The organism is Thalassolituus sp. LLYu03, from assembly GCF_050507655.1.
Taxonomy (GTDB): domain Bacteria; phylum Pseudomonadota; class Gammaproteobacteria; order Pseudomonadales; family Oceanobacteraceae; genus Venatoribacter.
In genome coordinates, this window is sequence record NZ_CP191496.1 from 3394574 (window position 1) to 3410706 (window position 16133).

Genomic DNA, 16133 nt, shown 5'->3' on the forward strand with positions numbered 1-16133 from the left:
CATGCGTTACCTGCACATTCAGAATGCCCGCCTGATTGACCCGGCCCAACAGCTGGATCAGGTGGCCGACGTGTACGTCGCCGAAGGGCGCATCAAAGCCATTGGCCACAAACCGAAAGCCGGCGAAATTGAAAAAAGCATCGACGCTCAGGGCCTGTGGCTGGTACCGGGCTTTATCGACCTTGGGGCTCACTTGGGCGAACCAGGCTTTACCCAGAAAGGCACCATCGCCAGTGAAACCCGTGCCGCCTGCGCCGCCGGTTTTACCCACGTCTGCGCCCTTCCGGATACCAAACCGGTCGCCGACAGCCCGGCTGTGATTCAGCTGATCCAGGAAAAAGCCGCCAAAGCCGGTTTTGCCAAAGTGCTGCCACTGGGCGCCCTGACTCAGGGTCTGGCCGGTGAACAGCTGGCGTCCATGTTCAGCCTGCGTGAAGCGGGTTGCGTGGCGCTGAGCAATGCCCGCGCACCGTTCAAAGACAGCTACGTGCTGCGCCGTGTGATGGAATACGCCGCGACGTACGATATTCCGGTGTTCCTCACCGCCGACGACGCCGCACTGTCGGCCGCCGGCTGCATGCACGAAGGCACGGTTTCCACCCGCATGGGTCTGACCGGTATTCCGTCCACCGCCGAAACCATCGCGCTGGCGCAGATGCTTCTGCTGATCGAACAGACCGGTGTGCGCGCGCACATCAGCCAGCTGAGCTGCGCCCGTTCCATCGACATGATCCGCGACGCCCGCGCCCGTGGTCTGGCCATTACCGCCGACACCACGCTGGCGAATCTGGTGTACACCGACGCTGGCGTGACCGGCTACAACAGCCAGTTTAACGTGCGCCCGCCACTGCGCTCCGACGCCGACCGCAAAGCCTTGCTGGCAGCAGTGAATGCCGGTGAGCTGGCGGTCAGCTCCAACCACCGTCCGCACGAAGTGGCCGCCAAGAAAGCCCCGTTTGCCGATGCCGAACCGGGCATGAGCATGTTCGATGCTTTCCTGCCACTGGCGCTGCAGCTGGTCGACAACGGCGAACTGAACCTGAACGCGTTTATTAACGCCGTCAGCACCCTGCCGGCTGCCATCACCGGCGTGGAGCAAGGTCTGAAAGAAGGTAACTGGTTCAACGCCACCCTGATCGACCCGGCACCGGAACGCACTTTCCGTCGTGCTGAGCTGATCTCCAAAGGCCGCAATACCCCGGTATCCGGCCAGACACTGAAAGGCGAAGTGAACGCGGTGTTTGTCGACGGACGCGAAGTGTTCTGAGGCAAAAGCCCCAGTGAGCGACAGACATAAAAAAAGCGGCGAAAGCCGCTTTTCTTATGTCGTTTATTGTTCGTTTTACTGAAAACCAAACCAGTGCCGCCAATATAAAAGCGGGCTACCAGAATCCGACGTGCAGTGCAGCGCCTTCGTCTTCCAGCACCGGGCCGATGACGTCGACTTTGCGCTGCCCTGATTCGAACACCACACGACAGGGCAGATCGAGGGTCGGGTTTTCCGGATGGTTGCCGGTAATCTGTTTCAGGCGGTTTTCACTCATGCTGTACACCACCCGCCCCAGCCCTGCCCAGTACGCCGCTCCGGCACACATGGCGCACGGCTCGGCCGATACGTACATGGTACAACCGGCGAGAAAATCCGGACGGTACGCTTTGCTGGCACGGGTCATCAGTACCCGTTCTGCATGGCCTGTCATATCCAGATCAGGTAAATAGCCATTCACCTGTTCCATTAAAATGGTGTTATTGCCATCCACCAGGATGGCGGCAAACGGATGAATACCCTGCGCTTTGGCTTCTTCGGCCAGCGCAAAGGTACGGCGCAGGAATACTTCATCCTGCGCAGAAACAGTCTGATTTACGCTCATTTTTTCTTCGGTAAGCTCCACGGGAAAAACCACTGCTGAATCCACTGCACCGACTTAAATAAAATCAGGCTGATGACGGCGAGGAAAATCAATCCGGCAAACGCCTGTGGAATTTTAAAGAAGGAGGTTGAGAACTGAATAAAGTAGCCAAGCCCTTCTTCGGCCGCGACGAACTCAGCCACCACAGCACCGATAATCGCCAGCGTAATCGATACTTTCAGACCGCTGAAAATATGCGGAATGGCGTACGGAATACGGATCTGCCACGTTTCACGGTAACGCGGAGCCCGCAGCGACTGACTCAGTTCGATCAGTTCATCCGGGGTTTCCAGCATGCCGGTTGCCGCCGACACCACCAGCGGGAAGAAGGTGATCAGGCAGGTAATTAAAATGCGCGACATATCGCCGGTGCCCATTAACACAATGATTAACGGCGCAACCGCCACCACCGGCGTCGACTGGATCACCACCAGCGCCGGATAAATCGTGCGCGACATCACTTCCGAACGTACCATGGCAATCGCCAGCGGAATGCTGATGGCAATCGACAAGGCAAAGCCCATCAGCGCTACACGCAGGGTGGCCCATAGATGCGTCAGCCAACGGCTGAATTCCACATCAAAAAAGGCGGTCACAATCGCCGTGGGTGACGGCAGAATATACGCCGGCACCGACCAGACACGACACACCAGTTCCCACAGGGCAACCAGAGAAATAAAGAATATTGCCGACACGTAACGCAGCAGCCAGCCGCGCACCTTAGGTGACAGCAGCTCAGTGCGCTTCGGGTTCATAAATATGCTTCCTGATTCGGGCGGTTAATTCGGCAAAACGCGGGGTCTGAATGGTATCGGCCGAGCGCGGACGCGGCAGATCGATATCGATTAAATCGAGCACAGTGCCCGGGCGCTGACTCATGACCAGTACGCGGTCCGCCAGCAACACGGCTTCGGAAATCGAGTGGGTAATAAACAGCACGGTTTTCGGATATTCCGTCCAGATTTTCAGCAGGTCGAAACCTATCTGTTCGCGGGTCATGGCATCCAGTGCCGAGAAAGGCTCGTCCATTAACAGAATATCCGGGTTCAGCAACAGCGCCCGCACAATGCCGACGCGCTGCTGCATACCACCGGACAATTCATCCGGCATGCGCTCGGCAAACTGAGCAAGACCCGCCATGGCGAGTAATTCGTCGGCGCGCCTTTCGTCGGCGTCGGAATAAAAGCCGTATTTATGCTTCAGCGGAAACAGCACGTTTTTGCGCACCGTCAGCCACGGCAGCAACGTGGGTTTCTGAAATACGATGCCGACATCGTCGCGCGGTTCGGTCACCGGGAGATCGAACACACTGACCTTGCCTTCGCTCGGAATGAGCAGGCCGGACACCATGCGCAGCAAGGTCGATTTTCCGCAGCCGGAAGGACCCACCACCGCCACGAATTCGTGGCGGTGAATTTCGAGATCAATCTGCTGCACCGCCATGGTACCGGCCGAAGGGCTGTAGCAATGGCCTACCCCCTCCATGCGGACAAAAGCGCGGTCAGTCGTAGCGGACATACTGTTACTCCGGCATAAAGCCACGGTTAACCATGATTTCCGGATCGGCTTTATCCAGTGGCAGCTTGTTGGCTTCTGCCACCAGCTTCCAGGTGCTGGCAATGCGCTCTTTGCTCAGGGTACCGAAGCCTTCTTTTTTGGTAACGTCGTTGTACACCAGATTCTGAATGCTCTTGATCTGAGCAGCGGCCACCGCGGCGTCTACTTCAGGCACGATGGCGTGAATATCGGCGCCGGCTTTTTCCGGATTGGCGTAGGTAAATTCCACGGATTTCGCGAAGGCTTTCACGAAACGTTTGGCTACATCCGGACGGTCTTTGAGGAATTTATCGGACGCCAGCAGCGACGAGCTGTACAGCGACAGACCGGCTTCGGACCATGGAATGACCACCAGCTTTTTGCCGGCTTCGGCGGCTTGTTTTTCAAACAGGGCGACGTTGGTGGTCCAGGCGATAATGCCTTCGATATTGCCGGTCATCAGCATCGGGCTCAGGGCACCCGGATCGGATTTCACCAGTTTTACCGAATCTTCCGGCAGGCCGTTTTCTTTCAGCACCAGCGGCAGAAAAATATTGGACGAGGTAAACGGCGAGGTGGCAATGCTTTTACCGGCCACGTCTTTAATGGATTTAATCGAGCTGCCTTCCAGCGTGAAGAAAGCGTGTGGCGCTTCGTTGAAATACGCCATCACCGCCGACACCGGCACACCGTCGGTGGCCTTGGCCGCCATTAATGCACCGATGTCACCAGTACCCACGTCGGACTGACCGGTGGCCATTTTGGTGACCGCGTCGGTTGAACCACGGCCGCTGGCAATGCTGACGTCCAGACCTTCCGCAGAAAAGAAACCTTCTTTGATGCCGACGTACACCGGGGCCTTATCGCCACCCGGCAGCCAGTCGAGCTGGAAGGTCACTTTGTCGGCGGCCAGAGTCAGGCTGCTTGCGGTCAGGGCAACGGCCAGCGCTAACGGCTTGGTCAGTTTTTTTAACATGAGAAGGTCTCCTGTTTTCATGTCTTCGTAAGAGTCAGAATGGTTTTACTAACTGGTTGGACAACTTTTTACTGACAGAGCAATAAGCGTACCCGCCCCTCTGTCGTGCGGTTTTTCACGCGCCCGCTGTGGCCTCAGGCCACTTGCGCCACCTGCGTGCGCAAAAACTGGTCGATCTCGGCCGCCACCCGCTGCGGCATGCTCACTTGTGGTGCGTGTCCGGCATTCAGCGACACCACCACAGCGCCGGGCACCAGTGCCTGCATGGTGCGTTGCAGCACCAGCACTACCGAACGGTCCTGTTGCGCTTCGATGTACAAACGCGGAATGCGCCCTGCCCGCTCCTCACTCCAGTGCGCCACCAGAGTTTTGCCACCCTCGGGTTGCGCGGTGAGTTTCTGCGCGGCACTGATGGCGGTTTCGTCATCGAGGTCGTTGAAGAAAATGTCGCGCGCGGCGATCACAGGTACGCGGCTGGCGCTATGGTCGTCGTTCCACAATAAATACGGATTAATGCCGCTGACCTCGGGATGCTGGGTCTGCAAACGGCTGATCAGATCGCCGAAGCTCATGCCTGATGGCAGCATCATGCCGGCGATGATCACCAGCGCTTCGATGCGCTCCGGCATACGTTCCGCCAGCGCCATGGCAATCACACCGGCCCCGGAATGCGCCACCAGCGTTATGCGGCCGGGAATCTGTTCGGCAACGTCGGTCAGGTAATCGAGGTAGCGTTTTAAATTCACCGCATCGGCGGGAATCTGGTCGGTGCCGTTGCCCGGCAGGTCGACGGCGTAGGCATCAAGCCCACGCGCGGCGAATTCCGGCTGAATGGCGTCCCATACCCAGCGCCCGGCCCAGGCGCCGTGAATCAGCAGCAGGGCGTGCTGGGTCTGATGCATCACAGTGCCCATCTCAGCCTCCGTAGGTACGGCGATACATATCGCGGTAGTGCTCTTCCACCGTAATCGGCGGGTATTTGGGTTGCTCACCGGGCGCGCAGCAACCCGGCAGACAGGACACGCGGTGATCGTTATTGCCGCTGTAAAAAAACGGCACCGAATAGCGCTCGCGACCGGAGCGGTTAATCACCCGGTGCAGGGTCGAGCGGTACAGGTCGTTGGTCCAGCGGGCGAACATATCGCCGAGATTGATGTTGTAAGTGCCGGGCACGGGCTCCACGTCCAGCCACACCTGGCGGTTGTCATCCCACACCTGCAGACCACCGGCGTCGTCCTGCAGCAACATGGTCAGGCCACCGAAATCCGTGTGCGCGCCGGCGCCACGCTGGGCCGGGTCGGCATTGACCGGCTGCGGCGGGTAATGCAGCAGGCGCAGTGTGGTCATGGCGTCGGTGCAGTAATCGGCGAAATAGTGTTCCGGCAGCTCCAGCGACAGGGCCAGCCCCTGCATCAGACGCTCCCCCAGAGCGGTCATCTGTTGCAGATAGGCTTCCATCACCGGGCGGAAGTGCGGAACCGCTGGCGACCACTGATTCGGGCCGTGATTGAATTTACCGGCCAGCACATCCGGCGCATCGGCGGCGGACTCGCGCCCCATGTAATAGCCTTCTTTCAGGTCCGGCAGGCTGCCGGCTTCCAGACGCTGGTTGCCCATGGCTTCGTAACCACGGTTGGCAACCGAGTGGGCTTTATCGAGGGCCAGCTTCTGCTCGGTGGGCAGGGCAAAAAACGCTTTCGACTGGGCAAACACCTCGGCCTGCAGCGCCGGGTCGATGCCGTGACCTGAGATGACAAAGAAGCCATTCGCCACGCAGGCGGCGCGGATTTCACGGCCAACGGCCTGACGCACAGCGGCGTCGGCCGACGATAAACCCGAGATATCGATAATGGGTAAGGCGTCAGCACCGGCGTGCACAGAGGCGGTACTGGCGAAGGATTGGGAACGCTGACTGAGCATGATGCTGCTCCTGAGGTTGGCGATGCGGGCCAGTATTGAGCAACCTCAGATGTCCACCAAAGAACAGAATTTCGTGCAGGCTGATGCCGAAATGGCATCAGATCAAAATAGCATCAGGCGTCGTTCAGCTGCAGCGTCTGCTGTTCGGCCAGTTCACGGGCACTGATTTCCTCGACCAGCATGCGGGCAAAGGCATCCACCGCCACCGGCAGTGAACGGCCGGCGCGGGTGTAGACGCCAAGGTCGCTCATCACCGGCCGGCCGTGCATGACCGGGATGTGGCGCAGGCGCCCTGCGGCCAGTTCTTCCTCGATGCCAATGCGGGTCTGGAAGGCGATACCCGCCCCGCGCAACGCCAGCTTTTTGGCCAGCTCGACCGAGCTGGTTTCCACCACCGCATGGCCCCAGTTTTTGCTCTGGGCAATGGCCGGTGCCAGCAGGTGATGAATGGACAACTCCGGCTTGGCCAGAATCAGCGGATGCGCCGCACAGGTGGCGAAGGTCAGATGCGGGTGATCCGCCAGCGGGTGCTCAGGCGGCATGATCGCCCCCAGATGAAAACGGCCACGCACCAGCTGATGCAGGTCGTTGTTGCGCAGCAGCGCAAACGCCAGCCCAAGGTCGGCCTGACCGTTGATGATCTGCTGCGGAATGGCGGTAGACCCCAGAATCGATACCCCGACCGATACGTTGGGATACAGCGCCCGCATACGCCCGATCACATCCGGCAGCAGGTCGGCGGTCACACCTTCCACCGTGGCGATCTCCACATGACCGCTGCGCAGGCCCTGCAGGGCGTCGAGCTCAGAGCTGACCCGTTCGGTGTCCTGCATCACGGCAATCACGTGGCGGGCAAAAATTTCGCCGGCGGCGGTGAGTTTCAGGCCCGACGGCAGGCGCTCGAACAGCGCCGTGCCGAGTTCTTCTTCCAGCTTCAGGATCTGGCGGTTCACCGCCGACGAGGCCACGTTCAGGCTGCGCGCCGCTTCGCGGAAGGAACCGCAGCGGCGCACTTTATCGAAGTACACGATGGCCGGGGCGTGGATGCGTAATTTCCGGGATTTCACCAAAGGATTCCTGCAACAGAAGGGCACATAGCGGGCATAAAAAAACGCGGATAACGCCGGCCGTTTTCGTCCGGCGTTATCCGCGCTCTTTTTAACACAGCGGGTCCGCTCAGTCCTGCAGACGCAGGTTGCGGGTCGCACCGTCCAGATGGTCGGCGTCCGATTCGGAACCCAGCTTGATCATCAGGCGCAGGTCGTTCGGCGAGTCGGCGTGAGCAATGGCGTCTTCGTAAGTGATTTCGCCCTGCTCATACAAGGCATACAGCGCCTGATCGTAGGTCTGCATGCCGATCTCGTTCGACTTGGCCATCAAAGGCTTCAGTTCGTGCACTTCGCCTTTACGGATCAGGTCCGATGCCAGCGGCGAGTTGAGCAGCACTTCCACCACCGCGCGGCGGGAACGGCCGTCCGGGGTTGGAATCAGCTGCTGCGCCACGATCGCGCGCAGGTTGAGCGACAGGTCCATCCACACCTGGCTGTGACGCTCTGGCGGGAAGAAGTGAATCACACGCTCCAGCGCCTGGTTGGCGTTGTTGGCGTGCAGCGTGGCCAGACACAAGTGACCGGTTTCGGCGAAGGTGATGGCGTGCTCCATGGTGTCGGCGGAACGCACCTCACCAATCATGATCACATCCGGCGCCTGACGCAGACAGTTTTTCAGGGCGGTATCGAAGCTTTCGGTATCCAGACCCACTTCACGCTGGGTAATGATGCAGCCGTCGTGGGCGTGAATAAATTCGATCGGGTCTTCGATGCTTAAAATGTGACCCTTACTGTTGTGGTTGCGGTGGCCGATCATCGACGCCAGCGAGGTCGATTTACCGGCACCGGTGGCACCCACGAACAGAATCAGGCCGCGTTTGGCCATCGAAATTTCTTTAATAATATCCGGCAGGCCGAGCTGATCGACCGACGGAATGCGCGTTTCGATACGACGCAGCACCATACCGGCAACGTTACGCTGGTAAAACGCACTGGCACGGAAACGGCCGATACCCGAGGCGTTAATGGCGAAGTTGAGTTCTTTCTTTTCCTCAAATTCGTCCTGCTGTTTGGTGTTCATCAGACCAAGCACAATTTCGCGCGTCTGTTCTGCACTCAGCGGATTTTTGGTGAGCGGCATGATTTTACCGTTCACTTTCATCGACGGCGGAACACCCGCCGTGATGAATAAATCCGAGGCCCCTTTCTCCACCATCAGGCGGAGAAATTTATCCATAGCCATGTTCAGTTACCTCAGAAGTTTTCCGGAATCTTCGCTTTATGGCGGGCCACATCGCGGGTAATCAGGCCCTTGTTCACCAGGTTCATCAGACACTGGTCCATGGTCTGCATGCCGTGCGCTGCACCGGTCTGGATCGCGGAATACATCTGCGCCACCTTGTCTTCACGGATCAGGTTCCGGATCGCCGGTGTACCCACCATGATTTCGTGTGCCGCCACCCGGCCACCGCCGTTTTTCTTCAGCAGGGTCTGGGAAATAACGCCCTGCAGGGATTCCGACAGCATGGAACGGACCATGGATTTTTCTTCGGCCGGGAATACGTCGACGATACGGTCGATGGTTTTCGCCGCCGAGCTGGTGTGCAGTGTGCCGAACACCACGTGACCGGTTTCTGCCGCGGTCAGTGCCAGACGGATGGTTTCAAGGTCCCGCAACTCACCCACCAGAATCACGTCCGGGTCTTCACGCAGCGCAGAACGCAGGGCTTCGTTAAAGCCTAAGGTGTCACGGTGCACTTCCCGCTGGTTGACCAGGGATTTTTTCGATTCGTGTACGAATTCGATCGGGTCTTCGACGGTGAGGATGTGGTCGTATTTGGTTTCGTTGATGTAGTCGATCATGGCCGCCAGCGTGGTCGATTTACCGGAACCGGTTGGCCCGGTTACCAGCACGATGCCGCGCGGGATCATCGACATGTCTTTGAACACCTGACCCATGCCCAGCTGGTCCATGGTCAGCACTTTCGACGGAATGGTACGGAATACCGCACCAGCACCGCGGTTGTGGTTAAAGGCGTTCACACGGAAACGCGCCACACCCGGAACTTCGAAGGAGAAGTCGGTCTCGAGGAATTCCTCGAAATCCTTACGCTGCTTGTCGTTCATGATGTCGTACACCAGACCATGAACTTCTTTATGGCCGAGCGCCGGCAGGTTGATGCGACGCACATCACCGTCCACACGGATCATCGGCGGCAGGCCTGCGGACAAGTGCAAGTCCGAAGCCCCTTGCTTGGCACTGAAGGCCAGCAGTTCAGTAATATCCATAACCTCTCCTCGTGAATATCAGCCGCGGCTTTTTGGGGTGCAGCGGTCGCTAAGCTTATATATTATCAGCGCTGGAAGCCCGCTTCCGGGACGCATATCAAATTGGCAACATCCTAAACCAAGCCCCTTCAATGTCTACTCTTGAACAACAGTATCAGAATGTGCTCCAACGCATCGCCGGCGCCTGTCAGCAAAGTGGACGCACTGTCGATTCAGTAAAGCTGCTGGCCGTCAGTAAAACCAAGCCTGCTGCCATGGTGGAGGCTGTCTATCGTCTGGGGCAGCGCTCGTTCGGTGAAAACTATGTGCAGGACGGCATGGATAAGATCACAGCCCTGCAACATCTGCATGACATTGAATGGCATTTTATTGGCCCGCTGCAGTCGAATAAATCGCGCGTGGTCGCCGAACATTTCCACTGGGTCGAAACCGTCGACCGCGAAAAAATCGCCCGCCGCCTGAGCGAGCAGCGCCCGCCTCACCTGCCACCCCTGAACGTACTGGTGCAGGTGAACATCAGCGGCGAAGAGCAGAAAAGCGGCATACTGCCGGAAGACACGCACGCCATGGCCGAGCTGGTCAGCACTTTGCCAAACCTGTGCCTGCGTGGTCTGATGTGCATTGCCGAACACACAGGCGATGATGAACGGCTGGCGCAGCAATTCCGCCAGATGAAAGACCTGCAGCAGGCCATACAGGCGCGTTATCCGCAGGCAGATACTTTATCCATGGGCATGTCCGGCGATCTTGAGCTGGCGGTGGCCTGTGGCAGCACAGAGCTGCGCATCGGCACCGATATTTTCGGTGCGCGCGGCGCCACTCTGTGACCCATACTCAATACGAATTTCGATTTAAGGAACAGCGATGACTCAGATTGCGTTTATTGGCGGCGGCAACATGGCCTCCAGCATCATCGGCGGACTGATCAAGCAGGGCGATGTAAAAGCCTCGCGCATTCAGGTTTCCGACCCGGGCGCCGAGCAGCGCAATAAGCTCGCCGCCAGTTTTGGTGTCGGCACCCACGAAGACAATCTGGCCGCCATCAGCAACGCCGACGTGGTGATCCTGTCGGTCAAACCTCAGGTGATGAAAGACGTGCTGGAGCCTTTAGCTGCCACGCTGAAAGCCCGCCAGCCACTGCTGATTTCCATCGCCGCCGGCATCAGCATGGAATCACTGGCCAAGTGGAGCGGCTGCAAAGCCATCGTGCGCTGCATGCCCAACACCCCGGCGTTGCTTGGTCTGGGCGCGACCGGCCTGTTCGCCAGTGCGGCGGTGGATATCGACCAGCGCAATCAGGCCGACTCACTGCTGCGCGCTGTGGGCATGACCGTATGGGTGAAAACCGAAGCGGAAATCGACGCGGTGACGGCGGTGTCCGGCAGTGGCCCGGCGTATTACTTCCTGCTGATGGAAGCCATGATCGACGCCGGCAAAAAGCTGGGCCTGAGCGCCGAAACCGCCACCAAACTGACCCTGCAGACCGCGCTTGGCGCGGCTGAAATGGCGCTGAAATCCGATGTTGACCCGGCCGAACTGCGCCGCCGTGTCACCTCGCCGGGCGGCACCACCGAACGCGCCATCGCCACCTTCGAAGCGGCCCATATGCGCGACATCGTCGACGCCGCCCTGAAAGCCGCCCGCGACCGTGGCGCGGAACTGAGCAAACTGCTGGGCGACTAAGCCTCTGCATCGCCCGCCGGCGTGAGATTTGTCAGACACAAGACTCACGACCAAAGGCGAAATTCGCGCCCCGGCACTGGAAAAGCGGCCGGGGCGCCTATATGTTTCTTTCTGCGCCAGCGCAAACCGCGGCACTGAACCGAACAATACGGAGTTTCCATGTCCCCGCTGTCCCAAGTCGGCTTACTTCTGATCAACACCGTTGGCAGTCTGATCCTGTTTATTGTCATGCTGCGCTTCCTGCTGCAGCTGGTACGGGCTGACTTCTACAACCCGATTTCCCAATTCGTGGTGAAATTCACCAACCCGCTGCTGGTGCCACTGCGTCGGGTCATTCCGGGCTTGGGTGGTCTGGACATCAGCTCACTGGTACTGGCCTACGCTGTACAGCTGCTGACCATGGCCGCCATTATTCTGGTGGCCGGTTACGGTGTACCCTGGGCCAACCTGTTTATCTGGGCCATGGTTGGCATCCTGTCGCTGCTGCTGAATATTTATTTCTGGGGCCTGATCGTGATTGTGATCGCGTCCTGGATTGCACCGAATTCCTACAACCCGGCGCTGATTCTGGTGAACCAGATTCTGGAGCCTGTGATCCGCCCGATCCGTTCGAAAATGCCGGATTTAGGTGGCCTCGACCTGTCACCGATCGTGGTTTTCCTGCTGATTCAGATCGCGGAAATTATGGTGCTGCGCCCGCTGGCAACCATGACCGGCGTACCGGGTGGTCTGATTTTCGGCCTGTGAGCAGCTTCGCCCAATGGACAGACGGGGATCTGATTCTCGTCTGTCACCTGCAGCCCAAAGCCTCAAAAAGCGAATTTGCCGGCCAGCATGGCGATGCCCTGAAAATCCGTATTCAGGCGCCGCCCGTGGAAGGCAAAGCCAACACCGAACTGGTGAAGTTTCTGGCCAAACAATTTGGCGTTGCCAAAAGCGATGTGGAAATCATCAGTGGGGAATTGAACCGGCATAAGCGGGTGCGTATCCGCAAGCCGGTGAAACTGCCGCCGGACATCAGCCCGGCAGCCGGCAGTGATCATTAAGCTGCCGTCAGCAGACCGGCAACCGACAGCCACAGCACCCGCACGATCAGGGCCAGCAACACCACCCAGGTAATCAGCGTGCCGTAATAACGGCCGAAGTGAACGCCGCCCTGCGACACGGAAAATCCCCAGGCGTGCAATAAGCGCGACAGCAAAAAGCCGATGCCACACACGTGCAGGAAAATCGGATAAGCCCCGTTCAGCTCAGCAACGACCAGCAGCAACAGCACAGGTACCGCCGTTTCCAGCGCGTTCGCCTGAGCGCGCATGGCGACACTGATTTTCTTTTGTCCGCCGTCGAGTAATCCGATTTTAAAACGCACCCGCTGGCGCACCACCAGATAAGCCAGAAACAGCAGCAGGAGTGCCGTTAACGCTACGTAAATTCCGCTGATATAGAGCATAAAGACCTCGCCGTTTTCATCGGTTGTTGTTCTTATAACGAGCCGGCTTCTATTGCTGAAACGGACGAAGACCGGTGATTCAGCATACCTGCGGGCGCTGCGGCTGAATACAGACAATGCGATCGCTTTTTGCATTTAATAAACGCCGCGAAAATGCCAGCCCGCCCGATGCTGCGCCGGCCGTAACAACAGGCCGCAAAAACTGACCGTAGCACGCAGGAATTCCATTAGCATGGGCGCACGCTTATCCTTCCTCTCAGTCACGGATGCAAGAATGGTATTTCGTATGCGCTCAACCTTACTCGCCCTCAGCCTGTTGCTGACCGCTCCTGTGCACGCCTTTGACGCCAGTGGCCACATCGCCATCTGCGAACTGGCGTGGCAACGGGTATCGGCAGACACCCGCGACTGGCTAGCCCGCACGGCGGCAGCCAGTCCGGAAAAGCGCTTCAGCCGCGGCTGCGCCTGGCCCGACGAGGTGCGCAATGAACGCGCCTTCGAACACACCAAGGTCTGGCATTACGTGAACGTCAGCCGCAGCGCCACCTCAGTGTTGCCCGGCGACTGTCCGGCCAGCGGCTGTGTGGTCAGCGCCATCGACGCCATGAGCCAACGCCTGCTGGCCCGCAGCGACGACTGGCAGGCACTGTTTTTCCTTGGCCACTTTATCGGCGACCTGCATCAGCCGCTGCACGTCAGTTACGCCGACGACCGCGGCGGCAACCGCACCGATGTGCGCCTCAATGGCGAGAAAACCAATCTGCACGCCCTCTGGGATGGCGAACTGCTGGGGCCCTTTAAGGCCAGCGCCAAAGCCAGCCGGTGGCAACAAACCCTGACCCAAGCGCCGCACCCGCAGTGGACACAGGGCAGCCTGCTCGACTGGGCCAGTGAATCACTGAGCCTGACGCGCGATATTTACCGCCAGTACCAGCCGAAACAGAGCATAACCACCGGCTACCTCAGCCATTACGGGCCACTTCTGGATGAGCGCATGCAAATGGCCGGCGTGCGCTTAGCCGATACCCTTGAGCGGATACACGAAAAGCTCACAAAACCACCAAAGATGGATTGACCGGATGCACCAAGCCAGCTTAAGTAAGAGCTCCATCAACAGAACCAAAAGGATAAAAGGGATGAAAAACATTCTGTTGGCCAGCGCCCTGCTGGCACTGATTCCGGCCGCCAACGCCGGCATTAAAACCACCTGCACCCACGGACAGGAAACCCGCATTATCGAAGTGGTTTACAGCGGCGAAAGCACAGTGCCGTGCGAAGTGCAGTACACCAAAAGCGAAGGCACCAGCGTGCTGTGGTCAGCGCAGAACATGACCGGTTACTGCGAGCAGAAAGCCGAAGAATTTGTTACCCGCCAGAAAGACTGGGGCTGGGACTGCGCCACAGAAATGAGCGCCATCGATAGCGCAGAATCCTCTACCGATGCCGCGGCTGACGAAAGCATGACCGCCGAAGCACCGGCCACAGAAGCTGCTGCACCAGCGACCTCGGCTGCCAGCGAATAACCGCAGCGTCTGCCATAAAAAAGCCGGGAAAATCCCGGCTTTTTTATTTCTTTACTTATGGCTGTGACCATTAACCCTGCATATTTACAACGCAGGCTGTGCACGCTTCATGATGGAGTAACAGTCGATACCGGTTTCCAGTGTGCCGTAATTGAACGCCCCGTTGCGGGCAATGCGTGAACGCACGAAGGCATCGGCAATCTGCGCATCACCTTTTTCAATCAGCACGCACGCCTGCAGGGCAACGGCGAGTTTATCGACCACAGTCCGGGAGCGGTATTCCAGTGTGCTTACGTCTTTAAATTCGGCCTGCAATGCCAGCAGGAACTGGTCGTACTGCGGGTATTTACCCACGGCCTTTTTCAGTTCGTTAAAGAAGGCATCCACTACCGCTGGTTCTTTGCTCATGGCGCGCAGCACATCCAGACACTGCACATTACCCGACCCTTCCCAGATAGCGTTCACCGGTGCTTCGCGGTAAATGCGCGGCAGGATATTGTCTTCCACATACGCCACACCGCCGATGCATTCCATCGCCTCGTACGCGAAATGCGGCGCGCGTTTGCAGATCCAGTATTTACCCACGGCCGTCGCCAGACGGGCGAATAAATTTTCGTGTTCGTCGCTGAGGTTATCCAGCGCATGACCGACGCGCATGGTAATGGCCAGTGCCGCTTCGCTTTCGATGGCCAGATCGGCCAGTACGTTCTGCATTAACGGTTGTTCATGCAGATTTTTACCGAACGCACTGCGGCCCGACGTGTGATGAATGGCCTGTGCCAGCGCGCCGCGCATCAGCGCTGCTGAACCTATCATGCAATCGAACCGGGTCATGCTTACCATTTCAATAATGGTGCGCACACCACGGCCTTCATCGCCCAGCATCCAGGCAAACGCACCACGGAATTCCACCTCAGACGAGGCGTTGGAAATATTGCCCAGCTTGTCTTTTAAACGCTGCACGTACATCTGGTTTTTGGAACCGTCCGGGCGCCAGCGCGGCAGCAGGAAACAACTCAGACCGCTTTCGGTGTGTGCCAGCACCAGAAAGGCGTCGCACATCGGCGCAGAGCAGAACCATTTATGGCCGACAATTTCGTACTCGCCGCCATTACCGGTTTTGTCACCGACCGCATAGGCGCGGGTGGTGTTGGCGCGCACGTCGGAACCGCCCTGTTTCTCGGTCATGGCCATGCCGATGGTCACGCCCTGCTTTTCAAAATACGGCACATTACGTTCGTCATACACAGGCGCCATGATTTTCGGCAGCCATTCTTTGGCCACGGACGGCGCATGTTGTAAGGCCGGCACGGCAGCGAAAGTCATGGTCAGCGGACAACCGGAACCGGCGTCGGCGTTCATGTGCTGATACACCATACCGGCGCGCGCAACATGAGCACCGGCACGCGCGTGGGTCCACGGCAGCGCGTGCATTTCCGCTTCAATCGCTGTGCGCATCAGCTGGTGATAGGCCGGATGAAATTTCGCCAGATCCACCCGGTTACCAAAGCGGTCGTGCGGATAAAATTTCGGCTTGTTTTCATTGGCCTGAAAACCGGCCTCAATTAAATCGCCGCCGCAGCGTACGCCGTACGCTGTTAATTGCTCGTCGGCCCAGTCACCACCGAAGGCGTTTACCCAGTACTGCAACGCCACATCACTGGTGTAGGTATTAAAGTTTTCCAGCGCCGTTGGCTGATTAAATACCGGATGGGTTTCGGCCTGCGCTTTATGCTGCTGGCAATCAAAGGCGGCGTAATCGGCCGGGCTGAAACGGGAATTAACAGGTTGGTTCAT

At 58.4% G+C, this 16133-nt stretch carries 18 protein-coding genes; 7 read left to right on the forward strand and 11 right to left on the reverse strand.

The window, feature by feature from the left end; translation table 11 throughout:
* The first annotated feature begins 1 nt into the window (after position 1).
* Positions 2–1267 (forward strand): dihydroorotase, encoded by a 1266-nt coding sequence (locus tag ACQUQU_RS15090; protein ID WP_430460527.1) that lies wholly within the window; start codon positions 2–4, stop codon positions 1265–1267.
* 115 nt (positions 1268–1382) lie between these two features.
* Here ACQUQU_RS15090 and ACQUQU_RS15095 read toward each other — a convergent pair whose 3' ends face one another.
* The 9 genes from ACQUQU_RS15095 to ACQUQU_RS15135 form a co-directional block, all read right to left on the reverse strand.
* Entirely contained in the window at positions 1383–1871 is a 489-nt protein-coding gene (locus tag ACQUQU_RS15095) for a nucleoside deaminase (RefSeq protein WP_430460528.1), read from the reverse strand.
* Positions 1868–2665, reverse strand: coding sequence for an ABC transporter permease (locus tag ACQUQU_RS15100; RefSeq protein ID WP_430460529.1), 798 nt, complete (start codon positions 2663–2665; stop codon positions 1868–1870). Before ACQUQU_RS15100 ends, ACQUQU_RS15095 begins: the two co-directional genes overlap by 4 nt.
* On the reverse strand, positions 2646–3428 hold the full coding sequence (locus ACQUQU_RS15105) for an ABC transporter ATP-binding protein (protein WP_430460530.1): 783 nt from the start codon (positions 3426–3428) through the stop codon (positions 2646–2648). The genes ACQUQU_RS15100 and ACQUQU_RS15105 overlap by 20 nt, the downstream gene beginning before the upstream one ends.
* A 4-nt stretch (positions 3429–3432) precedes the next feature.
* Positions 3433–4422: an ABC transporter substrate-binding protein gene (locus ACQUQU_RS15110; protein ID WP_430460531.1), complete on the reverse strand. Its 990-nt coding sequence runs from the start codon at positions 4420–4422 to the stop codon at positions 3433–3435.
* A gap of 134 nt (positions 4423–4556) precedes the next feature.
* Positions 4557–5336 carry an alpha/beta fold hydrolase gene (locus ACQUQU_RS15115; protein WP_430460532.1) on the reverse strand — a complete coding sequence of 260 codons (780 nt, stop codon included), beginning with the start codon at positions 5334–5336 and terminating at the stop codon, positions 4557–4559.
* Between the two features lies 1 nt (position 5337).
* On the reverse strand, positions 5338–6342 hold the full coding sequence (locus ACQUQU_RS15120; RefSeq protein ID WP_430460533.1) for an isopenicillin N synthase family dioxygenase: 1005 nt from the start codon (positions 6340–6342) through the stop codon (positions 5338–5340).
* A 113-nt stretch (positions 6343–6455) separates the two neighbouring features.
* Positions 6456–7409, reverse strand: coding sequence for a LysR family transcriptional regulator (locus ACQUQU_RS15125; RefSeq protein WP_430460534.1), 954 nt, complete (start codon positions 7407–7409; stop codon positions 6456–6458).
* Positions 7410–7518: 109 nt separating this feature from the next.
* Positions 7519–8634 carry a PilT/PilU family type 4a pilus ATPase gene (locus ACQUQU_RS15130; protein ID WP_430460535.1) on the reverse strand — a complete coding sequence of 372 codons (1116 nt, stop codon included), beginning with the start codon at positions 8632–8634 and terminating at the stop codon, positions 7519–7521.
* Positions 8635–8645: 11 nt separating this feature from the next.
* Positions 8646–9680, reverse strand: coding sequence for a type IV pilus twitching motility protein PilT (locus tag ACQUQU_RS15135; protein WP_430460536.1), 1035 nt, complete (start codon positions 9678–9680; stop codon positions 8646–8648).
* A 131-nt stretch (positions 9681–9811) separates the two neighbouring features.
* On the opposite strand from ACQUQU_RS15135, the gene ACQUQU_RS15140 reads away from it, so the two are divergent.
* The 4 genes from ACQUQU_RS15140 to ACQUQU_RS15155 all read left to right on the forward strand — a co-directional run bounded on the left by ACQUQU_RS15140 (position 9812) and on the right by ACQUQU_RS15155 (position 12409).
* The gene (locus ACQUQU_RS15140; protein ID WP_430460537.1) at positions 9812–10507 is read left to right on the forward strand and encodes a YggS family pyridoxal phosphate-dependent enzyme; all 696 of its coding nucleotides are present in this window, start codon (positions 9812–9814) and stop codon (positions 10505–10507) included.
* A gap of 37 nt (positions 10508–10544) precedes the next feature.
* Complete coding sequence (gene proC / locus ACQUQU_RS15145; RefSeq protein WP_430460538.1) at positions 10545–11363, forward strand: pyrroline-5-carboxylate reductase; 819 nt, start codon at positions 10545–10547, stop codon at positions 11361–11363.
* A 159-nt stretch (positions 11364–11522) separates the two neighbouring features.
* Positions 11523–12110 (forward strand): YggT family protein, encoded by a 588-nt coding sequence (locus tag ACQUQU_RS15150; RefSeq protein WP_430460539.1) that lies wholly within the window; start codon positions 11523–11525, stop codon positions 12108–12110.
* Positions 12107–12409, forward strand: coding sequence for a DUF167 family protein (locus ACQUQU_RS15155; protein WP_430460540.1), 303 nt, complete (start codon positions 12107–12109; stop codon positions 12407–12409). The genes ACQUQU_RS15150 and ACQUQU_RS15155 overlap by 4 nt, the downstream gene beginning before the upstream one ends.
* Here the strand turns inward: ACQUQU_RS15155 and ACQUQU_RS15160 are convergent.
* Entirely contained in the window at positions 12406–12813 is a 408-nt protein-coding gene (locus ACQUQU_RS15160; RefSeq protein ID WP_430460541.1) for an MAPEG family protein, read from the reverse strand. The genes ACQUQU_RS15155 and ACQUQU_RS15160 overlap by 4 nt on opposite strands.
* A 274-nt stretch (positions 12814–13087) precedes the next feature.
* Between ACQUQU_RS15160 and ACQUQU_RS15165 the strand changes: the two genes are divergently transcribed.
* Positions 13088–13888 (forward strand): S1/P1 nuclease, encoded by an 801-nt coding sequence (locus ACQUQU_RS15165; protein ID WP_430460542.1) that lies wholly within the window; start codon positions 13088–13090, stop codon positions 13886–13888.
* Between the two features lie 61 nt (positions 13889–13949).
* Entirely contained in the window at positions 13950–14336 is a 387-nt protein-coding gene (locus tag ACQUQU_RS15170) for a hypothetical protein (protein ID WP_430460543.1), read from the forward strand.
* A gap of 84 nt (positions 14337–14420) precedes the next feature.
* Here ACQUQU_RS15170 and ACQUQU_RS15175 read toward each other — a convergent pair whose 3' ends face one another.
* Positions 14421–16133 carry an acyl-CoA dehydrogenase family protein gene (locus ACQUQU_RS15175; protein ID WP_430460544.1) on the reverse strand — a complete coding sequence of 571 codons (1713 nt, stop codon included), beginning with the start codon at positions 16131–16133 and terminating at the stop codon, positions 14421–14423.

Excerpts from the sequence above, each read along its gene's own strand:
- ACQUQU_RS15100 (WP_430460529.1), bottom strand. The coding sequence starts at position 2,665 with ATGAACCCGAAGCGCACTGAGCTGCTGTCACCTAAGGTGCGCGGCTGG.
- ACQUQU_RS15105 (WP_430460530.1), bottom strand. The coding sequence starts at position 3,428 with ATGTCCGCTACGACTGACCGCGCTTTTGTCCGCATGGAGGGGGTAGGC.
- proC (WP_430460538.1), top strand. The coding sequence starts at position 10,545 with ATGACTCAGATTGCGTTTATTGGCGGCGGCAACATGGCCTCCAGCATC.
- ACQUQU_RS15165 (WP_430460542.1), top strand. The coding sequence starts at position 13,088 with ATGGTATTTCGTATGCGCTCAACCTTACTCGCCCTCAGCCTGTTGCTG.
- ACQUQU_RS15135 (WP_430460536.1), bottom strand. The coding sequence starts at position 9,680 with ATGGATATTACTGAACTGCTGGCCTTCAGTGCCAAGCAAGGGGCTTCG.
- ACQUQU_RS15175 (WP_430460544.1), bottom strand. The coding sequence starts at position 16,133 with ATGAACCAACCTGTTAATTCCCGTTTCAGCCCGGCCGATTACGCCGCC.
- ACQUQU_RS15120 (WP_430460533.1), bottom strand. The coding sequence starts at position 6,342 with ATGCTCAGTCAGCGTTCCCAATCCTTCGCCAGTACCGCCTCTGTGCAC.
- ACQUQU_RS15095 (WP_430460528.1), bottom strand. The coding sequence starts at position 1,871 with ATGAGCGTAAATCAGACTGTTTCTGCGCAGGATGAAGTATTCCTGCGC.
- ACQUQU_RS15140 (WP_430460537.1), top strand. The coding sequence starts at position 9,812 with ATGTCTACTCTTGAACAACAGTATCAGAATGTGCTCCAACGCATCGCC.
- ACQUQU_RS15130 (WP_430460535.1), bottom strand. The coding sequence starts at position 8,634 with ATGGCTATGGATAAATTTCTCCGCCTGATGGTGGAGAAAGGGGCCTCG.
- ACQUQU_RS15170 (WP_430460543.1), top strand. The coding sequence starts at position 13,950 with ATGAAAAACATTCTGTTGGCCAGCGCCCTGCTGGCACTGATTCCGGCC.
- ACQUQU_RS15115 (WP_430460532.1), bottom strand. The coding sequence starts at position 5,336 with ATGGGCACTGTGATGCATCAGACCCAGCACGCCCTGCTGCTGATTCAC.
- ACQUQU_RS15090 (WP_430460527.1), top strand. The coding sequence starts at position 2 with ATGCGTTACCTGCACATTCAGAATGCCCGCCTGATTGACCCGGCCCAA.
- ACQUQU_RS15160 (WP_430460541.1), bottom strand. The coding sequence starts at position 12,813 with ATGCTCTATATCAGCGGAATTTACGTAGCGTTAACGGCACTCCTGCTG.
- ACQUQU_RS15110 (WP_430460531.1), bottom strand. The coding sequence starts at position 4,422 with ATGTTAAAAAAACTGACCAAGCCGTTAGCGCTGGCCGTTGCCCTGACC.
- ACQUQU_RS15150 (WP_430460539.1), top strand. The coding sequence starts at position 11,523 with ATGTCCCCGCTGTCCCAAGTCGGCTTACTTCTGATCAACACCGTTGGC.